General features: G+C 62.1%; 25 protein-coding genes. 13 read left to right on the forward strand and 12 right to left on the reverse strand.

From position 1 onward, the window contains the following. Nucleotides 1-159: 159 nt before the first annotated feature. The 10 genes from ACL9RJ_RS12985 (at nucleotide 160) to ACL9RJ_RS13030 (ending at nucleotide 11,691) form a co-directional block, all read left to right on the forward strand. On the forward strand, nucleotides 160-1,680 hold the full coding sequence (locus ACL9RJ_RS12985; RefSeq protein ID WP_422765309.1) for an aldehyde dehydrogenase family protein: 1,521 nt from the start codon (nucleotides 160-162) through the stop codon (nucleotides 1,678-1,680). Between the two features lie 428 nt (nucleotides 1,681-2,108). Beyond that, complete coding sequence (gene eat / locus ACL9RJ_RS12990; protein WP_422765310.1) at nucleotides 2,109-3,479, forward strand: ethanolamine permease; 1,371 nt, start codon at nucleotides 2,109-2,111, stop codon at nucleotides 3,477-3,479. A gap of 174 nt (nucleotides 3,480-3,653) precedes the next feature. Continuing rightward, nucleotides 3,654-5,048 carry an ethanolamine ammonia-lyase subunit EutB gene (locus ACL9RJ_RS12995; protein ID WP_017123331.1) on the forward strand — a complete coding sequence of 465 codons (1,395 nt, stop codon included), beginning with the start codon at nucleotides 3,654-3,656 and terminating at the stop codon, nucleotides 5,046-5,048. Further along, a complete protein-coding gene (gene eutC, locus ACL9RJ_RS13000) occupies nucleotides 5,045-5,875 on the forward strand; it encodes an ethanolamine ammonia-lyase subunit EutC (protein WP_422765311.1) in 831 nt (276 codons plus the stop codon). The genes ACL9RJ_RS12995 and eutC overlap by 4 nt, the downstream gene beginning before the upstream one ends. A 103-nt stretch (nucleotides 5,876-5,978) precedes the next feature. Beyond that, nucleotides 5,979-6,437, forward strand: a complete 459-nt coding sequence (locus ACL9RJ_RS13005) for a GNAT family N-acetyltransferase (protein ID WP_017123329.1) — start codon at nucleotides 5,979-5,981, stop codon at nucleotides 6,435-6,437. Between the two features lie 313 nt (nucleotides 6,438-6,750). Further along, nucleotides 6,751-7,404 (forward strand): DedA family protein, encoded by a 654-nt coding sequence (locus ACL9RJ_RS13010; protein WP_422765312.1) that lies wholly within the window; start codon nucleotides 6,751-6,753, stop codon nucleotides 7,402-7,404. Nucleotides 7,405-7,408: 4 nt separating this feature from the next. After that, complete coding sequence (locus tag ACL9RJ_RS13015; RefSeq protein WP_422765313.1) at nucleotides 7,409-8,221, forward strand: zinc-dependent peptidase; 813 nt, start codon at nucleotides 7,409-7,411, stop codon at nucleotides 8,219-8,221. A 112-nt stretch (nucleotides 8,222-8,333) separates the two neighbouring features. Then, complete coding sequence (ppa, locus tag ACL9RJ_RS13020) at nucleotides 8,334-8,861, forward strand: inorganic diphosphatase (RefSeq protein ID WP_017123326.1); 528 nt, start codon at nucleotides 8,334-8,336, stop codon at nucleotides 8,859-8,861. Nucleotides 8,862-9,090: 229 nt separating this feature from the next. Then, nucleotides 9,091-9,849 (forward strand): LexA family transcriptional regulator, encoded by a 759-nt coding sequence (locus ACL9RJ_RS13025; RefSeq protein ID WP_177109290.1) that lies wholly within the window; start codon nucleotides 9,091-9,093, stop codon nucleotides 9,847-9,849. 360 nt (nucleotides 9,850-10,209) lie between these two features. Next, nucleotides 10,210-11,691 carry a leucine-rich repeat domain-containing protein gene (locus ACL9RJ_RS13030; RefSeq protein WP_422765319.1) on the forward strand — a complete coding sequence of 494 codons (1,482 nt, stop codon included), beginning with the start codon at nucleotides 10,210-10,212 and terminating at the stop codon, nucleotides 11,689-11,691. A gap of 34 nt (nucleotides 11,692-11,725) precedes the next feature. On the opposite strand, the gene ACL9RJ_RS13035 is transcribed toward ACL9RJ_RS13030, so the two are convergent. The 3 genes from ACL9RJ_RS13035 to ACL9RJ_RS13045 all read right to left on the reverse strand — a co-directional run bounded on the left by ACL9RJ_RS13035 (nucleotide 11,726) and on the right by ACL9RJ_RS13045 (nucleotide 14,772). Beyond that, a complete protein-coding gene (locus ACL9RJ_RS13035) occupies nucleotides 11,726-12,661 on the reverse strand; it encodes an alpha/beta fold hydrolase (protein WP_178990089.1) in 936 nt (311 codons plus the stop codon). Between the two features lie 182 nt (nucleotides 12,662-12,843). Further along, entirely contained in the window at nucleotides 12,844-13,755 is a 912-nt protein-coding gene (locus tag ACL9RJ_RS13040) for a LysR family transcriptional regulator (protein WP_017123322.1), read from the reverse strand. 57 nt (nucleotides 13,756-13,812) lie between these two features. Beyond that, a complete protein-coding gene (locus tag ACL9RJ_RS13045) occupies nucleotides 13,813-14,772 on the reverse strand; it encodes a GlxA family transcriptional regulator (RefSeq protein ID WP_177084545.1) in 960 nt (319 codons plus the stop codon). 206 nt (nucleotides 14,773-14,978) lie between these two features. Between ACL9RJ_RS13045 and ACL9RJ_RS13050 the strand changes: the two genes are divergently transcribed. Further along, the gene (locus ACL9RJ_RS13050) at nucleotides 14,979-15,593 is read left to right on the forward strand and encodes a hypothetical protein (RefSeq protein ID WP_042934192.1); all 615 of its coding nucleotides are present in this window, start codon (nucleotides 14,979-14,981) and stop codon (nucleotides 15,591-15,593) included. 143 nt (nucleotides 15,594-15,736) lie between these two features. Continuing rightward, nucleotides 15,737-16,507, forward strand: a complete 771-nt coding sequence (locus ACL9RJ_RS13055) for an alpha/beta fold hydrolase (protein ID WP_177118396.1) — start codon at nucleotides 15,737-15,739, stop codon at nucleotides 16,505-16,507. Nucleotides 16,508-16,545: 38 nt separating this feature from the next. Here ACL9RJ_RS13055 and ACL9RJ_RS13060 read toward each other — a convergent pair whose 3' ends face one another. Next, nucleotides 16,546-16,863, reverse strand: coding sequence for a winged helix-turn-helix transcriptional regulator (locus tag ACL9RJ_RS13060; protein WP_246356478.1), 318 nt, complete (start codon nucleotides 16,861-16,863; stop codon nucleotides 16,546-16,548). 150 nt (nucleotides 16,864-17,013) lie between these two features. On the opposite strand from ACL9RJ_RS13060, the gene ACL9RJ_RS13065 reads away from it, so the two are divergent. Next, complete coding sequence (locus ACL9RJ_RS13065) at nucleotides 17,014-17,604, forward strand: malonic semialdehyde reductase (protein ID WP_177118395.1); 591 nt, start codon at nucleotides 17,014-17,016, stop codon at nucleotides 17,602-17,604. Nucleotides 17,605-17,626: 22 nt separating this feature from the next. On the opposite strand, the gene ACL9RJ_RS13070 is transcribed toward ACL9RJ_RS13065, so the two are convergent. The 8 genes from ACL9RJ_RS13070 to urtB form a co-directional block, all read right to left on the reverse strand. Continuing rightward, complete coding sequence (locus ACL9RJ_RS13070) at nucleotides 17,627-18,643, reverse strand: AAA family ATPase (protein WP_017123316.1); 1,017 nt, start codon at nucleotides 18,641-18,643, stop codon at nucleotides 17,627-17,629. Nucleotides 18,644-18,646: 3 nt separating this feature from the next. Then, nucleotides 18,647-19,690, reverse strand: coding sequence for an aliphatic amidase (locus tag ACL9RJ_RS13075; RefSeq protein WP_017123315.1), 1,044 nt, complete (start codon nucleotides 19,688-19,690; stop codon nucleotides 18,647-18,649). Between the two features lie 15 nt (nucleotides 19,691-19,705). After that, nucleotides 19,706-20,050, reverse strand: a complete 345-nt coding sequence (locus ACL9RJ_RS13080) for an FmdB family zinc ribbon protein (RefSeq protein ID WP_017123314.1) — start codon at nucleotides 20,048-20,050, stop codon at nucleotides 19,706-19,708. 30 nt (nucleotides 20,051-20,080) lie between these two features. After that, nucleotides 20,081-21,310 (reverse strand): formamidase, encoded by a 1,230-nt coding sequence (gene fmdA, locus ACL9RJ_RS13085; RefSeq protein WP_017123313.1) that lies wholly within the window; start codon nucleotides 21,308-21,310, stop codon nucleotides 20,081-20,083. A gap of 175 nt (nucleotides 21,311-21,485) precedes the next feature. Then, complete coding sequence (gene urtE, locus ACL9RJ_RS13090; RefSeq protein ID WP_017123312.1) at nucleotides 21,486-22,175, reverse strand: urea ABC transporter ATP-binding subunit UrtE; 690 nt, start codon at nucleotides 22,173-22,175, stop codon at nucleotides 21,486-21,488. A 10-nt stretch (nucleotides 22,176-22,185) separates the two neighbouring features. After that, complete coding sequence (gene urtD, locus ACL9RJ_RS13095; protein ID WP_017123311.1) at nucleotides 22,186-22,944, reverse strand: urea ABC transporter ATP-binding protein UrtD; 759 nt, start codon at nucleotides 22,942-22,944, stop codon at nucleotides 22,186-22,188. Beyond that, a complete protein-coding gene (gene urtC / locus ACL9RJ_RS13100) occupies nucleotides 22,941-24,128 on the reverse strand; it encodes an urea ABC transporter permease subunit UrtC (RefSeq protein ID WP_177083916.1) in 1,188 nt (395 codons plus the stop codon). The genes urtD and urtC overlap by 4 nt, the downstream gene beginning before the upstream one ends. A gap of 10 nt (nucleotides 24,129-24,138) precedes the next feature. Next, nucleotides 24,139-25,056 carry an urea ABC transporter permease subunit UrtB gene (urtB, locus tag ACL9RJ_RS13105; protein ID WP_017123309.1) on the reverse strand — a complete coding sequence of 306 codons (918 nt, stop codon included), beginning with the start codon at nucleotides 25,054-25,056 and terminating at the stop codon, nucleotides 24,139-24,141. Nucleotides 25,057-25,531 lie beyond the last annotated feature (475 nt).

Raw genomic sequence — 25,531 nt, forward strand, 5'->3', positions numbered from 1 at the left:
CTTGGTTGTACCAGACGCGCCACAGTGCATCGGCGACGACTTCGAGCGAATCCTGCCAGGCCCCGTTGCTGCGGGGTTCGGACGCACTGGCCCGACCTTTGCTCTACGCTTGATAAGCGCAACTCCCTTATAAGCACAAAAGCCAAGGAGACACTCACCATGCGTTACGCCCACCCTGGTACTGCCGGCGCCATCGTTTCGTTCAAGGCCAAGTACGGCAACTACATCAATGGCGAATTCGTCGCTCCCGTGGACGGCCAGTACTTCACCAACACCTCGCCGGTGAACGGCCAGCCGATCGCCGAGTTCCCGCGCTCCAATGCCAAGGACATCGACAAGGCCCTGGACGCCGCCCACGCCGCGGCCGATGCCTGGGGCAGCACCTCGGTCCAGGCGCGCTCGCTGATCCTGCTGAAAATCGCCGACCGCATCGAACAGAACCTCGAACTGCTGGCCATCACCGAAACCTGGGACAACGGCAAGGCCGTGCGTGAAACCCTCAACGCCGACATCCCGCTGGCCGCCGACCACTTCCGCTACTTCGCCGGTTGCCTGCGCGCCCAGGAAGGCAGTGCCGCCGAAATCGACGGCAACACCGTGGCCTATCACATCCATGAACCGCTGGGCGTGGTCGGGCAGATCATCCCGTGGAACTTCCCGCTGCTGATGGCCGCCTGGAAACTCGCCCCGGCCCTGGCCGCCGGCAACTGCGTGGTGCTCAAGCCCGCCGAGCAGACCCCGCTGGGCATCTGCGTACTGATGGAACTGATCGGCGACCTACTGCCGCCCGGCGTGCTGAACGTGGTGCAAGGGTTCGGCAAAGAAGCCGGCGAAGCCCTCGCCACCAGCAAGCGCATCGCCAAGATCGCCTTCACCGGCTCGACCCCGGTCGGCTCGCACATCATGAAATGCGCCGCCGAAAACATCATTCCGTCCACCGTGGAGCTGGGTGGCAAGTCGCCGAACATCTTCTTCGAAGACATCATGCAGGCCGAGCCGAGCTTTATCGAAAAAGCCGCCGAAGGCCTGGTGCTGGCGTTCTTCAACCAGGGCGAAGTCTGCACCTGCCCTTCCCGGGCCCTGGTACAGGAGTCGATATACGACGAGTTCATGCAGGCCGTGATGAAAAAGGTCAGCCAGATCAAGCGTGGCGACCCGCTGGACACCGACACCATGGTCGGCGCCCAGGCTTCCGAGCAGCAATTCGACAAGATTCTCTCCTACCTGGAAATCGCCAAGGGCGAAGGCGCCGAGCTGCTGACCGGCGGCAAGGTGGAAAAACTCGAGGGCAACCTCGCCAGCGGTTACTACATCCAGCCGACCCTGCTCAGGGGCACCAACAAGATGCGCGTGTTCCAGGAAGAAATCTTCGGCCCGGTGGTGAGCATCACCACCTTCAAGGACGAAGCCGAAGCCCTGGCAATCGCCAACGACACCGAGTTCGGTCTCGGCGCTGGCCTGTGGACCCGCGATATCAACCGCGCCTACCGCATGGGCCGGGCGATCAAGGCCGGTCGCGTGTGGACCAACTGCTACCACCTGTACCCGGCGCACGCCGCGTTCGGCGGCTACAAGAAGTCCGGTGTCGGCCGTGAAACCCACAAAATGATGCTCGATCACTACCAGCAGACCAAGAACCTGCTGGTGAGCTATGACATCAACCCACTTGGGTTCTTCTAACCCCTGAACCCCTTCGCGGGCAAGCCCGCTCCCACAAGTGCAGCGCCAGGCACCTATCTTGTGTGCATCGCAAACCTGTGGGAGTGGGCTTGCCAGCTCCCACAAGTGCGGCACCAGGCACCTATCTTGTGTGCATCGCAAACCCGTGGGAGTGGGCTTGCCAGCTCCCACAAGTGCGGCACCAGGCACCTATCTTGTGTGCATCGCAAACCTGTGGGAGTGGGCTTGCCAGCTCCCACAAGTGCGGCACCAGGCACCTATCTTGTGTGCATCGCAAACCCGTGGGAGTGGGCTTGCCCGCGAAGAGGCCCTTATAGACACCCCAAAAAGCCTTGGCTGCGCCACTAAGGGCATTGCGTGCCCGCTGTACAAGAAATCGACACCCGCAAGTCCAACAACCCAACAATAAAAAAGACAAGCGAGGACTTATGATTACAAAAACCGAACTCAAACCGACCCTCGGCACCCTGCACCTGTGGGGCATTGCCGTCGGCCTGGTGATCTCCGGCGAATACTTCGGCTGGAGTTATGGCTGGGGGACCGCCGGCACCCTGGGCTTCCTGGTCACCGCGCTGATGGTGGCGACCATGTACACCTGCTTCATCTTCAGCTTCACCGAACTCACCACCGCGATTCCCCATGCCGGTGGACCGTTTGCCTACAGTCGCCGGGCCTTTGGTGAGAAAGGCGGCTTGATCGCCGGCATCGCCACCCTGATCGAATTCGTCTTCGCCCCACCGGCGATTGCCATGGCGATCGGCGCCTATCTCAACGTGCAATACCCCGGGCTCGACCCGAAGCTCGCCGCCGTCGGCGCCTACTTCGTGTTCATGACCCTCAATATCCTCGGCGTCAGCATCGCCGCCACCTTCGAACTGGTGGTCACCGTGCTGGCCGTCGCCGAACTGCTGGTGTTCATGGGCGTGGTCGCGCCGGGCTTCAGCTTCAGCAACTTCGTGCTCAATGGCTGGTCGGGCTCGAACACCTTCAGCATTGACTCGATCCCCGGCATCTTCGCCGCCATCCCCTTCGCGATCTGGTTCTTCCTCGCCATCGAAGGGGCCGCCATGGCCGCCGAAGAAGCCAAGGACCCCAAGCGCACCATTCCCAAGGCCTATGTCAGCGGCATCCTGACCCTGGTCTTCCTGGCCATCGGCGTGATGGTCATGGCCGGCGGCGTCGGCGACTGGCGCCAGCTGTCGAACATCAACGATCCGCTGCCCCAGGCCATGAAAGCCGTGGTCGGCAGCAATTCGAGCTGGATGCACATGCTGGTGTGGATCGGCCTGTTCGGCCTGGTGGCGAGTTTCCACGGCATCATCCTCGGCTACTCGCGGCAGTTCTTCGCCCTGGCCCGGGCCGGCTACCTGCCACGCTCGCTGGCCAAGCTCTCGCGTTTCCAGACGCCTCACCGCGCCATCCTGGCGGGCGGCGTGATCGGCATCGCGGCGATCTACAGCGACGGCCTGGTCAACCTGCAAGGCATGAGCCTGACGGCCGCGATGATCACCATGTCGGTATTCGGTGCCATCGTGATGTACATCATCAGTATGCTGAGCCTGTTCAAGCTGCGCAAAACAGAGCCGAACCTGGAACGGACCTTCCGTGCCCCGGGTTATCCGATCGTCCCCGGCATCGCCCTTGCATTGGCCCTGGTCTGCCTGGTGGCGATGGCCTGGTTCAACATGCTGATCGGCCTGATTTTCCTGGGTTTCATGGCGGCGGGATTCATTTACTTCCAGTTGACCGCCAGCCAGCGCTCGGACGCCCCGGCGGACGCTATGCTCACGGGTAACTGATTGCACCAGTGCGGGGCATTGCATGCACTGCTCCACGCCGATCGTTCCCACGCTCTGCGTGGGAATGCAGCCGGTGACGCTCTGCGTCACAACAGCGGACGCAGAGCGCCCAGAGAAACATTCCCACGGGGACCGTGGGAACGATCGGTAATCAAAAACAGGAGGACACCGCCCATGGCCACATTCGCCCATTCCGTCGGCGCCCAGACCTATCGCTTCGACAGCCTCAAGGAGGTCATGGCCAAGGCCAGCCCCGCACGCTCCGGGGATTTCCTCGCCGGCGTCGCCGCACAGAACGACGGCGAGCGGGTCGCGGCCCAGATGACCCTGGCCAATATTCCGCTCCGGCATTTCCTCGAGGAAATGCTGATCCCCTACGAAACCGATGAAATCACCCGGCTGATCGTCGACACCCATGACAAACAGGCCTTCGCTGCCGTCAGCCACCTGACCGTCGGCGGCCTGCGCGACTGGCTGCTCAGCGACGCCGCCGACGAACAGAGCCTGCGCGCCCTGGCCCCGGGCCTGACCCCGGAAATGGCCGCCGCCGTGTCGAAGATCATGCGCGTGCAGGACCTGGTGCTGGTGGCGCAGAAAATCCGCGTCGTCACCAAATTCCGCGGCACCCTCGGCCTGCGCGGCCGCCTGTCGACCCGCCTGCAACCCAACCACCCGACCGACGACCCGGCCGGCATCGCCGCCAGCGTCCTCGATGGCCTGCTCTACGGCAACGGCGACGCCATGATCGGCATCAACCCGGCCACCGACAGCCTGACCTCGATCTGCGACCTGCTGAACATGCTCGACGCGGTGATCAAGCGTTACGAGATCCCGACCCAGGCCTGCGTACTGACCCACGTCACCACGTCCATCGAGGCGATCAACCGTGGCGTGCCGCTGGACCTGGTGTTCCAGTCCATCGCCGGCACCGAAGCGGCCAACGCCAGTTTCGGCATCAACTTGAACGTCCTGCAGGAAGGCTACGACGCCGGCCTGAGCCTGAATCGCGGCACCCTCGGGCAGAACCTGATGTATTTCGAGACCGGCCAGGGCAGCGCCCTCTCGGCCAACGCGCATTTCGGTGTCGACCAGCAGACCTGCGAAACCCGCGCCTACGCCGTGGCCCGGCATTTCAAGCCGTTCCTGGTGAACACCGTGGTCGGCTTTATCGGTCCGGAATACCTGTACAACGGTAAGCAGATCATCCGCGCCGGCCTAGAAGACCACTTCTGCGGCAAGCTGCTGGGCGTGCCCATGGGCTGCGACATCTGCTACACCAACCATGCCGAAGCCGACCAGGACGACATGGACACCCTGCTGACCCTGCTCGGCGTGGCCGGGATCAACTTCATCATGGGCATCCCCGGCTCCGACGACATCATGCTCAACTACCAGACCACCTCGTTCCACGACGCCCTCTACGCCCGCCAGACCCTGGGCCTGAAGCCCGCGCCGGAATTCGAACAGTGGCTGGCGAAGATGGGTATCTTTACCCAGGCCGATGGCAAGGTGCATTTTGGCAACAGCCTGCCGCCGGCGTTTCGCCAGGCACTGGCGCAGCTCGGATGAACGACATGGCCAAAGAGATCGACAACGACAACCCCTGGCTGGAACTGCGCCGCCTGACCCCGGCGCGGATCGCCCTGGGCCGCACCGGCACCAGCCTGCCCACCAGCGCGCAGCTGGATTTCCAGTTCGCCCACGCCCAGGCCCGCGATGCCGTGCACCTGCCGTTCGACCATGCCGGCCTGAGCGCCCAACTGACCGGGCGCGGGCGTGACACCCTGCTGCTGCACAGCGCCGCCGACGACCGCCACGGCTACCTGCAACGCCCGGACCTGGGGCGCAAGCTCAACAGTGCCTCGGCCCAACGGCTGCGCGAACATGCCCTGGCCCACCCCGGCGGAGTCGACCTGGCCATTGTCGTCGCCGACGGGCTCTCGGCCCTGGCCGTGCATCGCCATGCGGCCCCCTTCCTGGCGCGCCTGGAAGAACAGATCGCCGCCGAAGGCTGGTCGTTGTCGCCAGTGATCCTGGTGGAACAGGGGCGCGTGGCGGTCGCCGATGAGGTTGGCGAACTGCTCGGGGCGAAAATGGTGGTGATCCTGATCGGCGAACGCCCGGGCTTGAGCTCGCCGGACAGCCTGGGATTGTATTTCACCTATAATCCCAAAGTCGGCCTGACCGACGCCTACCGCAACTGCATCTCCAACGTCCGGCTGGAGGGCATGAGTTACGGCATGGCCGCCCACAAATTGCTGTACCTGATGAAAGAAGCCTGCCGCCGGCAGCTGTCGGGGGTCAATCTCAAGGACGAGGCCCAAGTGCAAACATTGGAAAGCGAATCGGATGTCCACTCAAACGGCAACTTCCTACTGGGCCCGACCCAGGACTGATCGTCATCCGGATTGCGCTTTTCCCGCGCTTTGGGCAGCATCGGCGTTACGGCTGCCCGAGTGAACCGTTTGCCGTCATATCCACGAAGTTGAGGCCTGATCTATGCGGATTACTCAAGCGACCCTGGAACATCTGGACCTGTTGACGCCCCTGTTCGTCAAATACCGCGAATTCTACGGTGCACTGCCCTTCCCCGATTCGTCCCGCAGCTTCCTGGAAAAGCGCCTGCGCCGCAAAGAGTCGGTGATCTACCTGGCCCTGGCCGACGATGACGACAAGAAACTGCTCGGTTTCTGCCAGCTCTACCCCAGCTACTCCTCGCTGTCGCTCAAGCGCGTATGGATCCTCAACGACATCTACGTGGCCGAAGATGCCCGGCGCCAGCTGGTGGCCGACAACCTGATGCGCACGGCGAAGAAAATGGCCCGCGAAACCCATGCCGTGCGGCTACGGGTCTCCACCAGCAGCGACAACAAGGTGGCGCAGAAGACCTACGAATCCATCGGTTTTCGCGAAGACACCGAATTCAAGAACTACGTGTTGCCCATCAGCGAAGATTGATCGCTCGCCCCGACTCCCTGTGGGAGTGGTGCTAATTGTGGGAGCGGGCTTGCCCGCGAAGAGGCCCCTCAGACCGCCAAGGCTTCGCGGCGGTACGGAGTCCCGACATGCCCGCCCCCACAATGCCGGACGCCTACGCCCCGCAACCCGACGACATCCCTAGCTACAAACTCGACAGGCAGAATCCTCTCCAGCTCTTATAATCCGCCTTTCCCAGGAATGTACGAAAAAACTACATTCGATGTAGTTAACTACGTGTCTACTTTTCTTCGCACAGGTCTGCCGAGTCGGACCGTCAACACAGGTGCCACCCATGGATTTCAACCCGCTGGACCTAATCCTGCATCTCGATGTGTACCTCGACCTGCTGGTGAACAATTACGGGCCATGGATCTACGCCATCCTGTTTCTGGTGATCTTCTGCGAAACCGGCCTGGTGGTGATGCCTTTCCTGCCGGGCGACTCGCTGCTGTTCATCGCCGGCGCGGTGGCTGCCGGTGGCGGCATGGACCCGGTCCTGCTGGGCGGCCTGCTGATGCTCGCGGCAATCCTGGGTGACAGCACCAACTACATCATCGGCCGCACCGCCGGGGAAAAACTCTTCAGCAACCCGAACTCGAAGATCTTCCGCCGCGACTACCTGCAGAAGACCCACGACTTCTACGACCGCCATGGCGGCAAGACCGTGACCCTGGCGCGCTTCCTGCCGATCCTGCGGACCTTTGCGCCGTTCGTCGCCGGTGTCGGCAAGATGCCTTATGCGCGCTTCTTCATGTTCAGCGTCCTCGGCACCGTGCTCTGGGTGGGTGGCCTGGTGACCCTGGGCTACTTCTTCGGCAACGTGCCCTTCATCAAGAAAAACCTGTCGCTGCTGATGGTCTTCATCATCGTGCTGTCGCTGGTACCGATGATCATCGGCGTGCTGCGTAGCCGCTTCGGCGGTACGTCCAAAGCCGAGACCCACTGAAACCGTGTGGTCCCTGAGTGCCTGGCGGCGCCGGCGGGTCCTCGCCCGCCATCCCGTCGCCGCGCAAACCTGGCAGCGGGTACGCGAACACCTGAGTTTCCTCGACGGCCTGAGCGACGCCGAGGACCGCTGGCTGCTGGAGCACAGCGTACTGTTCCTCGCTGACAAGCACCTGACCACCCTGCCCGGTGTCGAACTGGACCAGCAAAACCGCCTGCTGCTGGCGGCCCAGACGCAATTGCCGTTGCTGCATCTGGGTGACCTCGAGTGGTATTCGGGTTTCCACGAGATCATTCTCTACCCGGACGACTTTCTCAGCCCCCAGCGCCACCGCGATGCCAGCGGCGTCGAGCACGAATGGGACGGTGAACACAGTGGTGAAGCCTGGCAGCGCGGACCGGTGATCCTGGCCTGGCCTGGCGTGCTCGCCAGCGGTGCCTGGGAAGGCTACAACCTGGTGATCCACGAACTGGCGCACAAGCTCGACATGCTCAACGGCGACGCCAATGGCCTGCCGCCACTGCATAGCGACATGCGGGTCGGCGAGTGGGCCGAGGTGATGCAGCACGCCTACGATGACCTCAACCGCCAGTTGGACCGCAATCCCGATGCCGAAACCGCCATCGACCCCTACGCGGCGGAAAACCCGGCGGAATTCTTCGCGGTCACCAGCGAATACTTCTTCAGTGCCCCGGATTTGCTGGTCGCGGCCTATCCACGGGTCTACGAGCAACTGCGCACGTTCTACCGCCAGGATCCGCTGGCCCGACTGCGGCACCTGCAGGCCCACGACCCACGGTATAAGACTGAAGCCTAAGGCCCGCACGTCCTGCGACACGTGGCATCCACCCTGGAATGTGCCTATAATCGCCGCCACTTTTTGGTCAATCCGACCAGTTTTTTTGGTCAACTAACGGGGGCATCGCCCAATGAGCTACAGCAAGATTCCGGCTGGCAAAGACCTGCCGAACGACATCTACGTCGCGATCGAAATTCCGGCCAACCACGCGCCGATCAAATACGAAATCGACAAAGACAGCGATTGCCTGTTCGTTGACCGTTTCATGGCCACCCCGATGTTCTACCCGGCCAACTACGGTTTCATCCCCAACACCCTGGCCGACGACGGTGATCCCCTCGACGTGCTGGTCGTGACCCCTTACCCGGTCGCTCCAGGCTCGGTGATCCGCGCCCGTCCGGTCGGCATCCTGCACATGACCGACGACGGCGGCGGCGACGCCAAGGTCATCGCGGTCCCGCACGACAAGCTGTCCCAGCTGTACGTCGACGTGAAGGAATACACCGACCTGCCACCGCTGCTGCTGGAGCAGATCAAGCACTTCTTCGAGAACTACAAGGATCTCGAGAAAGGCAAGTGGGTGAAGATCGAAGGTTGGGGCGACGCTGAAGCCGCTCGCGCCGAAATCACCAAGTCGGTTGCCGCCTACAAGGGCTGATCTGCCCCTGTACGCATCCGCTGTCGAAGAACCCCGGTCCGCCGGGGTTTTTTGTGTCTGTTTACCCACAAATAAACAAATGGTTTAATCAATAAACACAACGAAACAGGCGTCCACGCGTCAGAGTAGGATTAGTCAACCAGATCAATCACTTTGTGTGCTTTTATCGACCATTTTTGAACACCTCGTTTATTTAAACAGGTGTAGCACGCCAGTAAACTCTGTGTTCATGAATACATCAGGTGACCGCTTAAGAGCCCTCCTGCGGGAGTGCCATCTTTCCGCTTCGGACTTCGCTGCCAACCGGCAAGTGACGCCGCAGCACGTCAATAACTGGTTCAAACGTGGCATTCCAATGGCACGCATGGATGAGATAGCCGAGCTTTTGTGTGTCAACAGCCGCTGGCTACGCACGGGCGATGGTCCGAAGCATCCCGGCGCCTCGGCCGACGAAACCGCGGGCGACCACTCGCACCTGCACACCCACGAAAAAGCTCCCTACTCGGCCCGTGAAGACTTGGCCGCCACCGAACGCAACGACGTGCAGGTCCCCCTCTACAAGGAAACCCCCACCGGCCCCGGCTCGAAGCAGACCCAGGTCACCGCCATGCCCGGGCGCAAGGTGCGCCTGCCCTACCGGATCCTGCAGGCCATGGGCGTCGACCCGGACAAGGCCATCTGCGCGCCGATGACCGGCAACAGCATGGCCGAGAAGATCCAGGACGGTTCCACCATCGCCGTCGACCGTAGCCTGACCCAGGTGGTGGACGGCGAAATCTATGCCCTGGAGCACGACGGCATGCTGCGGGTGAAGTACGTCTATCGCCTGCCGGCGGGCGCCCTGCGGCTACGCAGCCACAACAGCGACGAATACCCCGATGAAGTGTTCACGGCGGAACAGATCGAGCGGCAGAACATCCGCATCCTCGGCTGGGTGTTCTGGTGGTCGACTCTGAACAAGCGCCGCCCGCCGGTACCCTTCAAATAGTTTCAAAACGTTGTTTTCACTAAAAACGACAGCTCTGCGCAGCGCTTTTCGCTGGGAATCTGTCGTAAATGTGGGTATCCTGCGCGGCACATTTGGGCAGCGTCCCGCGAAAGCAGGCCAGCGCGCCCCTGATGCTATGCAAGACTGTTGCGCAGCATCCTACAACCAGACATTGCGATTCTGGATGTCGTTTTGAAGGCGGGCGAGGCTTACCAAAAATGAGCCAAACCCGTCCCCGAGAAGCCGGCCACAAGCCGGCTTTTTAATGCCTGTTTGAAAGTCATCCTGGGCTGAGCTCTGCGGCCTTGTAAAATGAGTCTGATCATTCCTATCAGCGCTCTCATTTCGGACTCTCAACCCGTGCAGAACCCCGACCGCAACGCCCTGATCGCCCGCCTCCGCACAGCCCCCGATGACATCGCGACGCGGGCGGCGCTTTATCGCGATCTGCTCGACAGTGCAGAGGCTTCGCTGGATGGCTTGCGCGTGGCGGCGGGCCTGGGTGATCCGGCCGCGAAGGTCGCGGTTGCCCGGTTGAACGCCACACCCCATGCCAATCGCCCGGCCGCATGGTTGCCACAGCTTCGTGGACTGCCCGTGGATCATGTCGAGCTGGACAACGCCGAGCTGGCCTGGTGTGACGCCCTGGCTGACCTGCCCTTGCGGACCCTGATACTCAACGGCCCGAACTTCAGCTGCGGTCCGGATAGCTGGCGGCGCTTGCCGGACGTTGCCCTGGAAACCCTGGAAATCAGCGGGTTTTCGCGCGATGACGACGCCACCAGCCTGCCTTCGCTCGAACGACTGCGCCGGCTGAAGTTGCAGACCTACGGTGAAGACTTCAACGACGGTTTCCTCCAGCAACTCGGCAGCGGTCCGTTGCAGGAGCTGTCGTTGAACCGTTGCGATGAGATCACCGACGATGGCCTGCAAGCCCTGTCACGCCTAAAGCTGCGCTCGCTGACACTGGAGCGCGCGGGAGAACTTACTTCACGTGGAGTGCGCCATCTGGCCAATCATCCGCTCGAACAGCTGTCGATCAGTTCGAATGGCGCCGTCCTGAAAGACCCTGCCTGGCTCGCAGACCTGGCAGTCTTGCGCTCGCTGAGCCTTGACGGCTGCTACGCAACAGACGCCCTGCTGCACGCCATCAAGGACCTGCCGATCGAGCGGCTGTCACTGCACTCCTCGTATATCGGCGAGGACGACATTGCGCTACTGGAAGGCATGCCGCTGGCCGAGCTGGATCTCAAGTCCTCACAGCAAATGATCGAGCGGCTCGACACGCTGCACGCGTTCCCGCTGAAACGCCTGGGACTCGCCGATGTGCAGGGCATCGACGCGCGCACGCTGTCCGATCTGCGTGGTCTGGATCTGGAATCCCTCGACCTGTCGTTGAACGACATCACCTGGAAAGAACTGAAGCAACTGGCCGGACTGCCACTTAAAAAGCTGAATCTCAGTTTCTGTGAGGGAGTCGACGGCAAGGTTCTGCGAATGCTCGTCGAACTGGGATTGCCGTTGGAACAACTTGAGCTCGGCGGCCTGAAGCTATGCGACGCCGACCTGGCCTGCCTGCACGAACTCCCCCTGCGGCGTCTCGGTTTGTATGAAAGCCCCTGGCTCACCGACGCCGGCGTTGCCCACCTCGCCCGTCTGCCGCTGCAGGATCTGACGCTTGGGGCAGGCCCAGGGGAATCGCGGATCACTTCAGCAGCGGTGTACGTGCTGGAGCAGTTGCCACTGCAGACACTGTGGTTGCCGAACAGTTGTGCAATCAACGCGGACGGTTGGGACCGCCTGGCCCGATTGCCGGCACGCGTGACGGGGCCCGGCATCTGAGACCCGCGCTACGATCACAACCGCCGCCCTACCCTCAGCCTGCCGGCAACCCCCTTACAGGTTTGCCATCCACAAAGTTGCGCACGACAAGGACAATGGTGTCCGGCGCCTCTTCCATCAACCAATGCCCCGCGCCAGGTACGACAAACTCCGTCACATTGCTGGCAACGTTACGCATCATTATTGCCTCGTTGGCACCAAACAGTTTTTCCGAACCGATGGCGAGCACCGGCATGGTCAGCCGGGTAGCCATGACCATCCGGTTGTCCTTGACGTCCTGCCGTATGGCTTGAAACTGTGCAAAAGAAGAACGCATGGCCCCAGGGCGAGCGTACAACCCTGCATAGTGACTGCGAGTGGCTTCATCGATCTTCGCCGGATTACCCGAGAACTCATTCCAGAAACGATCCAGGTAAATCCGCTCACGGCCCGCCACCAATCGCTCCATGTCTTTTCCGCCAAAATCGAAATGCCAGAGGATTGGCAACTTGATGACTTCATCCCAAGGAGGAATCCCCGGCAACGGCGAATCCATTACAACCAACTTGTCGGTCTTGTCGGGATAACGTGCGGCATAGGCGTAGGCAACCATGCTGCCGATGTCATGCCCAACCACCACGGCATGGTCGATATTGAGTTTCATCAATACATTGCGAATGTCCATGGCCTGCGTTTTTTTGTCATAACCATCCTCCGGATGGGATGACAGCCCCATGCCACGCAGGTCAGGGACGACAACGGTATGGTCGCGCGCCAGATTGACGGCCAAGGGTTCCCACATATCCCCGGTATCGCCGAAACCATGCAGAAGTACAACTGCAGGCCCCTTGCCACCGACACGAACATGCAACTGCGCGCCCTGAGTCTGGATGGACTCGTTTCGGAATGAAGTCGGGAATGAGGTGATATCCGCCATTACCGGAAGACTGACAGTCGCGAAAAGACACGCCATGAAAAATGGTCGAATCATGAGATTCCTCTTCCAGATGAAAGGCTGATAATTTTCAACGCGCCCAGGCAGATAACGCCTGTCCGTTACATGACCGGCGACGTTTGTTCACTGTATGAATATTCAACAGGCCAAAGAATGCCTGCCGCCCGCTAAACAGTTTTGCGCGTCGCGTTGTAATCGTCGCGACTGGCCCTGGCCCTTCATTGGCTAAGGGATGCGAAACGGGAACGCAGGTGCGGCAGCGCGAAGTCGATAAAAGCGCGAACCTTGGGCACGGCGAGGCGGCCAAATGGCGAAACGATATGCACCGGCATGGGCGGCGGCTCCGCATCAGCCAGCACGATTTGCAGCAGGCCCTGACTGACCTCCGGCGCCACATGGTAGGAGAGCAGGCGGGTCACGCCATGCCCCTCCACCGCCGAGGCAATGGCCGCACGGACACTGTTGATGATCAGCCGCGGCGTGAATGAAATGAAGCGAGGCACCGACGAGCCTTCCAGTGGCGGAAAACTCCAGGAGTTCAGGCCCATGTGATCCATGGCGATGATCGGGTGTTTGCAAAGGTCGGCCGGTTTGGTGATATCGGGATGCTTCTCCAGGTAGCACGGCGACGCCACCACCACCCGCCGTACCTCGCCGATCCGATGCGCCACCAGCGTGGAGTCCGGAAGGTGGCTGATACGCAGCGCCAGGTCCATGCCCTCGTCGATCAGGTTGACCTGTCGATCCAGCAGATGCAGCCGTACATTGATGGAGGGATATTCGTCCATGAAGGCATCGATGATGGGCCGCAGGATCTCCACCCCGGCGAACTGGGTGGCGGACAGGGTCAGGGTCCCTCGCGCGACGCTCGACTCATCGGCCGCGCTGCGCTCGGCCTCATCCAGCTCCATCAGGAGCTTTCGGCAACTGACCGCATAACGCTCCCCCGCTTCGCTCAACCGGATCGAGCGCGTGGTGCGGTGCAACAGCGGCACGCCCACGCGAGCTTCAAGAAAGGCAATGGCACGACTGACCGCGGCGATCGAGCGACCGGTCTTGCGGCTGGCGCCGGTAAGGCTTCCTTCGTCCAGCGTGGCGACGAAGACTTTCATGGCATCCAGGCGATCCATGGTGCTTTCCTCTTCTGGACACTTGCGGGCGGATGGGGCAAACGCGGGCAGCGCGACTCATGACGCCCGCAGCTCGCGGACACCCTTGCCCAAGCGTCGGCGCAACAACGTGCGCAACGTGACACCGTTTGCATAGCCGACCTGCTCGGCAATGCGCTCGACCGTAAGCTCGCTGGTCCTGAGCAGGTGCACGGCGCGCTCTATCCGCAGGTCCTGAATGTATTCGACCGGTGTTTTCCCCAGCACCTCGTTCAGATGCCGCGTCAGCGTTCGCTTGGTGGTTGCCAGTGCCCGTGTCACGACGTCGAGGGCAATGGCCGTGTCGAGGTGCTCGCGCACCCAGCGATCGAATCGCTCGACGAGCGGGTCCGAATGCTTGAGGTGATCGGAGATCGCATAGACGGACTGCGACAGCCGCGTATCAAACACGAGGTACTTGGCCACCAGTGCCGCCAGTTCGGGGCTGTGGTTGCGGATCAACCAGAGCGTAAGGTCAAGGTGGCTCAGGGCCGCACCGGCCGTCAGCACGCGGGCACTGGGAACGATGATGCGATGCGCGTCCAGGTGCACCTGCGGGTAGCGCTGCCGGAACAGCGGCGAAAGCCACCAGGTCGTCGTCGCGTCCCCGCCGTCGAGCAAACCGCTTTCGGCCAGCAGGAATGTCCCCGTACACGCCGCTGCAACACGGGCTCCTTGGCGGTGCCACAAGCGCAACGCATCCAATGCATCATGCACATCATCGCGGGCGAGTTCCGGGACAAGCTCCTCGGCCGTCATGTGGTTGAGCGCCGGGATGACCACCCAATCAGGGGTGATGCCATCGGTCATATCGCCCACGGGCACCTGCATGCCCAACGCCGTGCGCACCGTGGGTCGTACACCCACCACACGGATCTCGAAGCCCGCCGTACCGCTCCCCGCCACACCGGCAAGCCGGTTGGCCATGTTCAGGCTATCGAGCACCGTGGTCAGGCCGGTGTCGAACACCCCTTCGAGCACAAGGACAAAAATACGCATGGCAGGATCGGTATCAAAATTGTCGATCGGGCTAGTATTGCCGTCGACATCGGGTTTGTACAGTAGCTCTCGCCGCATAAGCATTCAGGCGCAGGCGGAAGGACAAAAACAACTATCAGGGACGACAACAAGTTTGCGAGCGCAAGTTCGCCCGACTCATCGATACAACCCACAGAACAATCTCAACGCTATAAATGGAGTAACTCGTGTCGACTCATTACAAATTAGCCACCCTATTCGCCGCCATTCTCTTTTCGGGCATATCCCTGGCACAAACCCCTGATGTCAAACCGGAGCGGATTCGTGGGGACATCGTGTCTTTCGAAGGCGAAATGCTGAAGGTGCACCGCAATGGCGGCGACATTATTTCGGTGGATATCAACCCGGAGCTCGCTGTTTCGGCGCTCAAGAGTGCCAGGCTGTCCGATGCCAAAGTCGGCTCATACGTGGGGACCCCGGCACTGACCGGCAGCGATGGAAAACTGACCGCCACCTCGATGATCATCTTTCCGGAGGCCGCGCGCGGTGTAGCCGAGGGGCACTTCCCTTATGACTTCGGCGCCAACAGCACAATGACCAATGCGAATGTGGTCAAGGTGGTCACCGGCAGCAGCGGCCGGAAGCTGGACCTGTCGTACAGGGGAGGCAGCAGCCAGGTGACAGTACCGGAAAACGTGCCCGTGGTGACGCCGGTCCCCGCGAGCCGGGCAGATCTGATAACGGGGAAAAAAGTCTTTCTGGTGGTGACACCGGGTACGACTGGAAAGTATGACGCACAAGTACTGTTTGTTGAAAAGGACGGTGTATTGCCGCAGTTCTGAAGCCCCGCCCTCCACGGCTGTCTTCAATAAGTCATCAACAGGATCGCGACAAGTACCTGTGTTATCCGACCCGTATTGAAACTCTCCCGCTCATCTACTGAGCAACTTCAATAAACCTTGGCATTTTTGCCGGAGGATTGAACATGCGCTTTCCCAAATTACGGCTGGCCGCAACACACGTTGCCGCCCTATCGTGCCTGCTTGTCACGGCGTCCGCTTTTGCCGCACCGATAAAGAACATTGTGGTGGTCCACGGCGCATTTGCCGATGCCGCGGGCTGGCGTCCTGTTTATGACATCCTGACGAAGGATGGCTATCACGTGACGCTGGTGCAACAGCCCCTGACGTCATTCAAGGACGATGTGATTGCCACCCGACGCGTGCTCGATAGCCAGGACGGTCCCTGTGTGCTGGTCGGTCATAGCTATGCCGGCACGATCATCAGCGAAACCGGGAATGACGAGCACGTGAAGTCGCTGGTCTACATCACGGCGCATGCGCTCGATAGCGGTGAAACCATCGCCGGCAACAGCAAGCAGTACCCTTCGGCGGCGCCCTTGTCCATCGTCGCGACGGCGGACAATTTTGTGTACCTGAAGCCGACTGACTACCCGGCGCAGTTCGCGCCCGACTTGCCGCGTCGGCAAGCCGACTTCGAAGCCCATGCACAGATCCCCCTGGCGGCGTCCCAGTTCTCTGCGCAGGTCGACGACCCGGCGTGGAAGAAAAAGCCGAGTTGGTACCTGGTGGCCAAGGCGGACAAGATCATGAGCCCGGATCTCGAGCGGATGTATGCGGCGCGGGCCCACGCCAGGACGGTGGAGATCGATGGCGCCAGCCATGCCGTGTTTGAATCCCATCCACGCCAGGTCGCGGCGCTGATAGAGCAGGCGGCGCGGCAGTCCGCTCGGTAAAAGCCGCGTGTGCGCCGGGCTTTGCGCGATGTCATGCCCTACCCGGCGGTCGGCGGTGTCACAAGCTTGCTGCCATGCACCCGCATCCACTGCTCAAGGGCCTCCAGCGCTCCAATGAGTTCACGCGCCACCGGCGTGGCTTCGTACTCCACGCGGGGTGGCATTTCGGGGAAGACCGTCCGCCGCACCAGGCCCGGCGTTTCCAGCAGTCGCAGTTGCTTGGTCAGTTCCTTCTGGGTGATCGGCCTTGCCGCCCTCTGCAACTCCCCGAAGCGGATAGGCCCGTCCGTGACGATAAGCCGATACAGGATGGGGATCGCCCATTTCCCCGCCACCAGGTTTACGAAGGCAGACAAGGGGCAGTCTTCCAGCGTGTCGCGGTTCAGGAGGTGCGTAGCTTCTGTCATCGGATATCTCACGCCCACGGTATACAAAAAGTGCCTACTTTTCTTTTCAGGCCTGGCTTTCTAAGGTGATCGTCTCTTTCCACGACATGAGCCTACCAGATGAATATGCCACTTTCCGATGAGCTGCTGGACCAGGTTTTTCGCAAAGCCCGAACCTACAACAGCTTCATTGACCGGCCCGTTGCGCAGAGCACAATGCGCGCCCTCTACGACCTGCTGAAGTGGGGCCCCACCTCGACGAACCAGCAGCCATTGCGGGTGGTGTGGTGTCACAGTCCCGAGGCCAAGGAACGACTCGCCGCGCTCTGCTATGCGGGTAACGCGGAGAAAGTCCGCGCCGCGCCGGTGACCGCGATCCTGGGTATGGAGCTGGATTTCGTCCGTTACCTGCCACGGCTGTTTCCCCATGCGGATGCCCGCGGATGGTATGGGGACGACCAGCGCCTGATCGCCGAATCGGCCTTTCGCAACTCCTCCCTGCAAGGCGCCTATTTCATCATTGCCGCGCGCATGCTCGGGCTGGACACCAACCCGATGTCGGGCTTCGACGAAGAGCAGATCAATGCGAGTTTCTTCGCCGACTCCAGCATTCGCGTCAACTTCATCGCGACCCTGGGTTACGGCGACTCGACGACGCTTTACGAGCGCGCGCCGCGCCTGGACTTCGACGAGGCCAACCGTTTTATCTAGGCGAACAAACGCTGAACGCTTTTCACCCACCCGCCTGCGCCAGCACCACCAGGCGCTGATCCCGCACCGTCGCCCTCATCGGCCCGGACCCGGCGCCAGCCAGCAGGTAATCGGCAATCGCCGGTTCCAGCTCGACCCGCACCCGCCGCACCAGGGCCCGGGCACCGAAACGCGGATCATGCCCGCGGCACAGCCAGGCACGGCCCGCATCGTCCAGCGATAGCGAGCGATGCGGGCCCAGGCGCTTGTTGAGTTTGCCCAGTTCAATATCCAGCAGCGCCTCCAGCCAGCGGCCCTCGATGCGCTCGAATACCAGGATGCGGTCGATCCGGTTGAGAAACTCCGGTTCGAAACGGCTGTGCAAGGCACGCTCCAACACCTGCGCCTCGGCTTCGCCGAACCGGCCCAGCAAGCGCCGCCAACCGCTCAAGCGCTGGCGCCGGGCGTTGGCCTGCTGCGCGCCGATATTGCTGGTCATGAAGATCAGGCTGTTGCGAAAGTCCAGGGTACGGCTGCCGCTCGCCAGGGTCAGGGTGCCGCTTTCCAGGATCCCCAGCAGACTGCGCAGCACCTCGTCGCTGGCCTTTTCCAGTTCATCGAACAGGACGATACCCGGCCGACTGTAGCTGCCCTGGATCAGTTCGCTGTCGAACAGGCTGACGCCCTCCTTGCTGCCGACATAACCCGGCGGCGCCCCGGTCAGCGCCGCCGCGTAATGTTCCTGGGCCAGGGTCTGCATATCGATACGGCACATGGCGTCGGCACGGCCATGGATGGCCTGGGCCAGCAGGCGGACGATCTCGGTCTTGCCGACGCCGGTCGGGCCCATGAACAGGTTGACCCCGAGCGGCCGCTCGCGATCGCCGATATCCGCCTTGAGCACCTTGAGCTGCGCCTCCACCGCCGCCAGCGCCGCGTCCTGGCCGACGATGCGCTGGCGCAGCAGTGCCATGACCTGCCTTGGCTCGAAGGTGAACCGCGAGGCCAGCGGACGGACTTCGGGCTGTCCCGCCGCGGGGACCGGTTCGAGCGACGACATGCCTCAGCCCGCGGTCTTTTCTTTGCCGCCATGGGGCAATTGCCCCACCGGGCAATCCGCCACGCCCACAGTGCGGCGGGTGATGTTCTCGACGTTCTCCCGGGCCTTCTCGGCATCCAGCACCCAGGTGCGGTAGAACTCGAACGGGCAGTCGGCAATGCCCTTGTCGCCATCGCCGGAATCGAAGATGCCGGTGTAGCCACGGTGCAGCAGCTTGAACAGATGGTTCTGCGACTGGTCGTTGGCCCGCGCATCGCGTATCTGCGAGATCGACAGCTGGGCGTACTGGATGCCCATTTCTTCCTCGCCACATTCGCCGAGGGTGCGGCCATCGAAACCGATGATCGCCGAGTGCCCGAAGTACGAGTACACACCGTCGAAACCGGCGGCGTTGGCCACCGCGACGTAGCAGTTGTTGGCCCAGGCCATGCTCTTGGACATCTGCACCTGCTGCTCCTTGGCCGGGTACATATAGCCCTGGCAACGGACGATCAGTTCCGCCCCCTTCATCGCGCAATCGCGCCAGATCTCCGGGTAGTTGCCGTCGTCGCAGATGATCAGGCTGATCTTCATGCCCTTGGGACCGTCGCACACGTAGGTGCGATCGCCGGGGTACCAGCCTTCGATGGGACACCAGGGAATGCACTTGCGATAACGCTGGACGATCCGCCCCTGATTGTCGATCAGCACCAGGGTGTTGTAGGGCGCCTTGTGCGGATGTTCCTCGTGACGCTCGCCGGTGAGGGAGAACACGCCCCAGGTATTGGCCTCGCGACAGGCCGCGGAAAAAATCGCGGTTTCTTCGCCGGGAATGGTCGCGGCGGTGGCCATCATCTCGTCATGGTCATAAAGGATGCCCATGGTGCTGTACTCGGGGAACACCACCAGGTCCATGCCCGGCAGCCCCTGCTTCATGCCCTTGATCACCTCGGCGATCCTGCGGGCATTGTCGATGACCTCGGCCTTGCTGTGCAGGCGCGGCATCTTGTAGTTCACGACAGCAACCCCGACGGTATCCGGGCTGCTGGAAATGTCGCCATGGCGCATGGAAAAAAACCTCTGTCAGTGACTGATCATCCAGGGCCGTGGCCCGGTCTTGCTCTTGAGTCCCAGGGGATTGGCCTTGCTCGGCACCACCGGTTTGTTCGGCGCGCAGCAGCCGCAACCCTTGGGATGGCGCCGCTGCTGGTACTCGGCAACGGTCTGCGGCGCGTGGGCGCTGCGCTCATTGGTGGCGATGGCCTGACGCTGGCTGCTCGACAGGCAGTTCAAGGCCGGCGCCGAGAGCTGCAAGCCGCCGCCCGCGCCGCCGCAGTAGGGGCACTGGCAAGGCTCGTGGCGCTGGTCCATCGGCCGCAGCATGGTGAAGGTGCCGCAGGCCTGGCACTGGTATTCGTAGGTCGGCATGCTTGGTACTCCCGGCGTGTGGAGGGCGCCTTACAGGTCGTGGGCGATGGGCAGGTCGATGCTACCGTCCAGGTGCCTGATCGGGCCGCTGGCGTTGGGGTTGATGTCGAAGTCGAAGATTTCGGTCGGCAGCCACAAGGTCGCGCAGGCGTTGGGGATATCCACCACGCCGCTGATATGGCCCTGCACCGGCGCCGATCCCAGCAGGGCATAACCCTGGGCCGGCGAATAGCCGAACTTGGTCAGGTAGTTGATCGCATTGAGGCAGGCCTGGCGGTAGGCGACGTTGACGTCGAGGTAGTGCTGCTGGCCGCTCTCGTCCACCGAGATGCCTTCGAAGATCAGGTAGTTCTTGTAGTTCGGGGTGATCGGACTTGGCTTGAACACCGGGTTCTTGATGCCGTACTTGGCCATGCCGCCCTTGATCAGCTCGACCTTCATATGCACCCAGCCGGCCATCTCGATGGCGCCGCAGAAGGTGATCTCGCCGTCGCCCTGGCTGAAATGCAAATCACCCACCGACAGACCCGCACCCTTGACGTAGACCGGGAAGAAAATCTTCGAGCCGCGGGACAGGTCCTTGATATCGCAGTTGCCGCCATGCTCGCGTGGCGGCACGGTGCGCGCGCCGGTGGCCGCGGCGTCATCGCGGGCCTGGCCCTTGAGCTTGCCCATGTGCGCGGTGGCGGCCAGGGGGGCGTTGGCCAGCGGTGGGACGCGGGTCGGGTTGGTGTCGATCAGTTCCTGCTCGCGGCGGTTCCAGTCGGCGAGCATCACCGGATCCGGCAGGCAGCCGATCAGCCCGGGGTGGATCAGGCCGGCGAAGTTGACGCCGGGGATGTGCCGCGAACTGGTGAACATGCCCTTGAAATCCCAGATGGCTTTCTGCGCGCTGGGGAAGTGATCGGTGAGAAAGCCGCCGCCGTTCTGCCGCGAGAAGAAACCGTTGAAGCCCCACTGCGAGTCGGCCTTGGCGCCGATATCCAGCAGGTCGACCACCAGCAGGTCGCCGGGCTCGGCGCCGTGCACGCCGACCGGGCCGGACAGGTAATGCACGGTGGACAGGTCGACATCGCGCACATCCGACGCGTCGTCGTTGTTCTTGATCGCCCCGGCGGTCCAGTCGTAGGTCTCGAGAATGAAGTCATCCCCCGGCTTGACCCAGCAGGCCATCGGAATGTCCGGATGCCAGCGGTTGTGGATCTGCTCGTTCTCGGTGACGGGCTGGTTGAGGTCGACTTTGATCAAGGTATCGGTCATGGCAAAGCTCCTGGACAGTAGGGATGTACAGCGTTGCTGGCAGTCTCGAATGGCGGCGCGAATCGGCCAATACGTCGGATGACGTAGCCCCCTTTTGCAGGAGCCCGGCTTGCTGGCGATGGCGATTTCAAGGGTGCTATCGCCGGCAAGCCGGGCTCCTACGGGACTGTGGTGTCTATACGGAGAGGTAACGGCTGATGGTCGCCTCGTCGACATTGGCGCGGGTTTCCTCGATGACGAAGCGGCCCTTCTCGATCACCAGGAAGCGGTCGGCGATTTCCAGGGTGAAGGACAGCACCTGCTCGGAAACCACGATGGTCAGATCCCGCAGCGTGCGGATTTCCTTCAGGGTGCGGGCGATGTCCTTGATGATCGACGGCTGGATGCCCTCGGTCGGCTCGTCCAGCAACAGCACCTTGGGATTGGTCGCCAGCGCCCGGGCAATCGCCAGTTGCTGCTGTTGCCCGCCGGAAAGGTTGCCGCCCTTGCGCGAGCGCATGTCGTGCAGCACCGGGAACAACGCATAGAGGTCTTCTGGCACCTGGCCCCGAGCCGAGGCCGGCAAGCCGGTCTGGATATTTTCCAGTACCGTCATGCTGGGGAAGATCATCCGCCCCTGGGGCACATAGGCGATGCCGTGCTCCACCCGCTCGTGGGTCTCCAGGCTCGACACCTCGCGCCCGTCGACACTGACCTGGCCACCCCATTGCGGGAGGATGCCCATCAGGCTCTTGAACAGCGTGGTCTTGCCCATGCCGTTGCGGCCCATCACGGCGACGATTTCCTGTTTCGCCACGGCCAGGTCGAGGTCGTGGAGGATCTGGCTCTGGCCGTAGCCACAGGACAGCTTGTTGACGTTGAACATGCCTGCTTCCTCAATGGCCCAGATAGACTTCGACGACTTTCGGATTGTTCTGCACCGACTCCATGCTGCCCTCGGCCAGGACCTTGCCCTGGTGCAGCACGGTGACCTTGTGGGCGATGCTCTTGACGAACTCCATGTCGTGCTCGATCACCAGCACCGAACGGCCCTGGCTGATGCGCTTGAGCAACTCGGCGGTCTGCACCCGCTCGTTGACGCTCATCCCGGCGACGGGCTCGTCGAGCATCAGCAGGTCGGGGTTCTGCATCAGCAGCATGCCGATCTCCAGCCACTGCTTCTGGCCGTGGGACAGCAGGTCGGCCTGTTGCTGCAAAAGGTCGCCGAGGAAGATCTCCCTGGCCACCTCTTCCACCCGGGCAACCACGGCGGCGCTGCGCTTGAAGAACAATGCGCCGAACACCTTGCGCCCGGCCGGATAGGACATCTCCAGGTTCTCGAACACCGTGAGGTTTTCGTAGATCGACGGGTTCTGGAACTTGCGCCCGACGCCAGCGCGGACAATGTTGTACTCGTGCATCTTCGTCAGTTCCTTGCCGTCGAACTGGATGCTGCCGCTGGTGGCGCGGGTCTTGCCGCAGATCAGGTCGAGCACCGTGGTCTTGCCGGCGCCGTTGGGCCCGATCACCACCCGCACTTCATTGCGGTCGATATACAGGTTGAGGTTGTCCACGGCCTTGAAACCGTCGAAGGACACCGTCAGTCCCTCGATGGCCAGCACCGGTTTGTTCATCTGAAAACCGATGGCGCTCATGGTTGTGTCTCCAGGGAAGGACGCTCGGGCGTCGGCGTCGGCGGCTCGATCCGCGTTGCCTGCGGCAAGGGCTCGGCCACCGGCTGTGAGCGCGGCGCGCGCCGCAGCAAACGGGCCAGCGCCTGGCGGCCATGGCTGTCCCAGAGCCCGGCGAGACCGTTGGGGAAGTACATGACCACGGCAATGAACAGCCCGCCCATCAGGTACAGCCAGAGCTCGGGAAAGGACTCGGAGAAATAGGTCTTGCCGTAGTTCACCAGCAAGGCGCCGTACACCGCGCCGAGCAGCGACATGCGCCCGCCGACCGCGGTGAAGATCACCATCTCGATGGACGGCACGATGCCGACGAACGACGGCGACATGAAGCCCACCTGCAAGGCGAACATCGCCCCGCCAATCGCCGAGAAACCGGCGGCGATGCAGAACACGAAGATCTTGAAGGCGGCCACGTCGTACCCGGAGAAGCGCACCCGTTCCTCCTTGTCGCGCATCGCCATCAGCAAGCGGCCCAGCTTCGACGCGAGGACAAAACGGCCGATGAAAATGCAGCCGAACAGCAGCCCCGCGTTGAGGAAATACAGCAGCAGCTTGGCGTTGTCGGTGCGCAGGTCCCAGCCGAGCACGGTCTTCAGGTCGGTGATGCCGTTGACCCCGCCCGTCAGGCCCTGCTGGCCGACGATCAGCACCGTGAGAATCAGCGCGATGGCCTGTGTGACGATGGAGAAATACACATCGCCGACCCGTCGCTTGAACAGCGCCATGCCGATGACAAAGGCCAGCAGCACCGGCACCAGGATCACCGCCAGCAGCGTGAAGCTGAAGCTGTGGAACGGCACCCAGAGCCACGGCAGTTCGGTGATCTGGTTCCAGTCCATGAAGTCCGGGATGCCCGGCGTGGTCTGGATCTTGGTACTCACCGGGTCGGAGGCCTCGAGCTTGAGAAACATCGCCATGCAGTAGCCGCCGACGCCGAAAAACACGCCCTGGCCGAGGCTGAGAATGCCGCCATAACCCCAGCACAACACCAGGCCGACAGCGACGAAAGCGTAGGTCAGGTACTTGCCGACCATGTTCAGGCGGAAGGCATCCAGGGTCAGCGGGAACACTACGAAAATTAGCAGCGCCAACAGCGCCACACCGAGCAGGTTCGGCTTGCCCGCCAGCATCTTGTCTAGAACGTTCATCGGCTCGCCTCTACTTGCGCACTTTGATGGAGAACAGCCCCTGGGGGCGCAACATCAGGATCAGGATGACCCCGGACAGGGTCAGCACCTTGGCCATCGAGCCACTGAGGAAAAACTCCGAGATCGATTGGGTCTGGGCAATCACGAACGCCGAGGCGATGGTGCCGAACAGGCTTTGCGCGCCGCCGAAGACCACCACCAGGAAGGTGTCGACGATGTATTGCGAGCCGGCGGTGGGCCCGGTGGAACCGATGGTGGTAAAGGCCGCGCCGGCCACGCCAGCCACGCCGCAACCCAGGGCGAAGGTCATGCGGTCGACCTTGCGCGTGTTGATGCCCACCGCCCGGCTCATCAGACGGTTCTGCACCGTCGCCCGCACATGCAGGCCCCAGCGTGAACGGTAGAGCAGGACAAAGATGCCAGCCGTCAGCAGCACGGTCAGGGCGATCATGAACAGGCCGTTGCGCGGGATCTCGATGGACTCCGTGGGGTTGAACGAGCCCATCAGCCACTCCGGTGGCGTGGCGCTGACTTCACGGGCGCCGAACACCGAGCGGAAGGTCTGCTGCATGACCAGGGACAGGCCCCAGGTCGCCAGCAGCGTGTCCAGCGGCCGCTTGTACAGCCGGCTGATCATCGCCCACTCCACCAGCCAGCCGATGGCACCGGCGATCAGGAACGAGAAGATGATGGCGAAGAAAAAATAGTAGGGCTGGAACCCCGGGGCGAAATGGCTGGTGAGGCTCGAACAGACATAGGTGGTGTAGGCACCGATGGTGAGGAACTCGCCGTGGGCCATGTTGATGACCCCCATTTGCCCGAAGATGATCGCCAGCCCCAGCGCCATCAACAGCAGCACGCAGAACACGGACAAGCCGTTGAACCCCTGCATTGCCGCGATGGCACCAAATTCCGATAGCCATTCCATGATGATGGTCTCCTGCTTGGAGGTAGAAATAAAAAACCGCATCTGCGACAAGCCTGGTTCGGGCGCAGACCGTCTTGATCGTTAACCCACAATGACGGCCAACACGACCCCTGTAGGAGCCGGCTTGCCGGCGATGAGGCCCGAAAGCCTTGCATCGCCTGATCGGCCGCCATCGCTGGCAAGCCAGCTCCCACAGATAGGTGCTCCACCACAAAGGGATCGTCGTACCCAACCTTTGTAGGAGCCGGCTTGCCGGCGATGAGACCCGAAAGTCTTGCATCGCCTGATCGGCCGCCATCGCTGGCAAGCCAACTCCCACAGATAGGTGCTCCACCACAAAGGGATCGTCGTACCCAACCTTTGTAGGAGCCGGCTTGCCGGCGATGAGGCCCGAAAGTCTTGCATCGCCTGATCGGCCGCCATCGCTGGCAAGCCAGCTCCCACAGATAGGTGCTCCACCACAAAGGGATCGTCG

The sequence above is a fragment of the Pseudomonas sp. Mn2068 genome (assembly GCF_049319725.1).
GTDB classification, from domain to species: domain Bacteria; phylum Pseudomonadota; class Gammaproteobacteria; order Pseudomonadales; family Pseudomonadaceae; genus Aquipseudomonas; species Aquipseudomonas gingeri.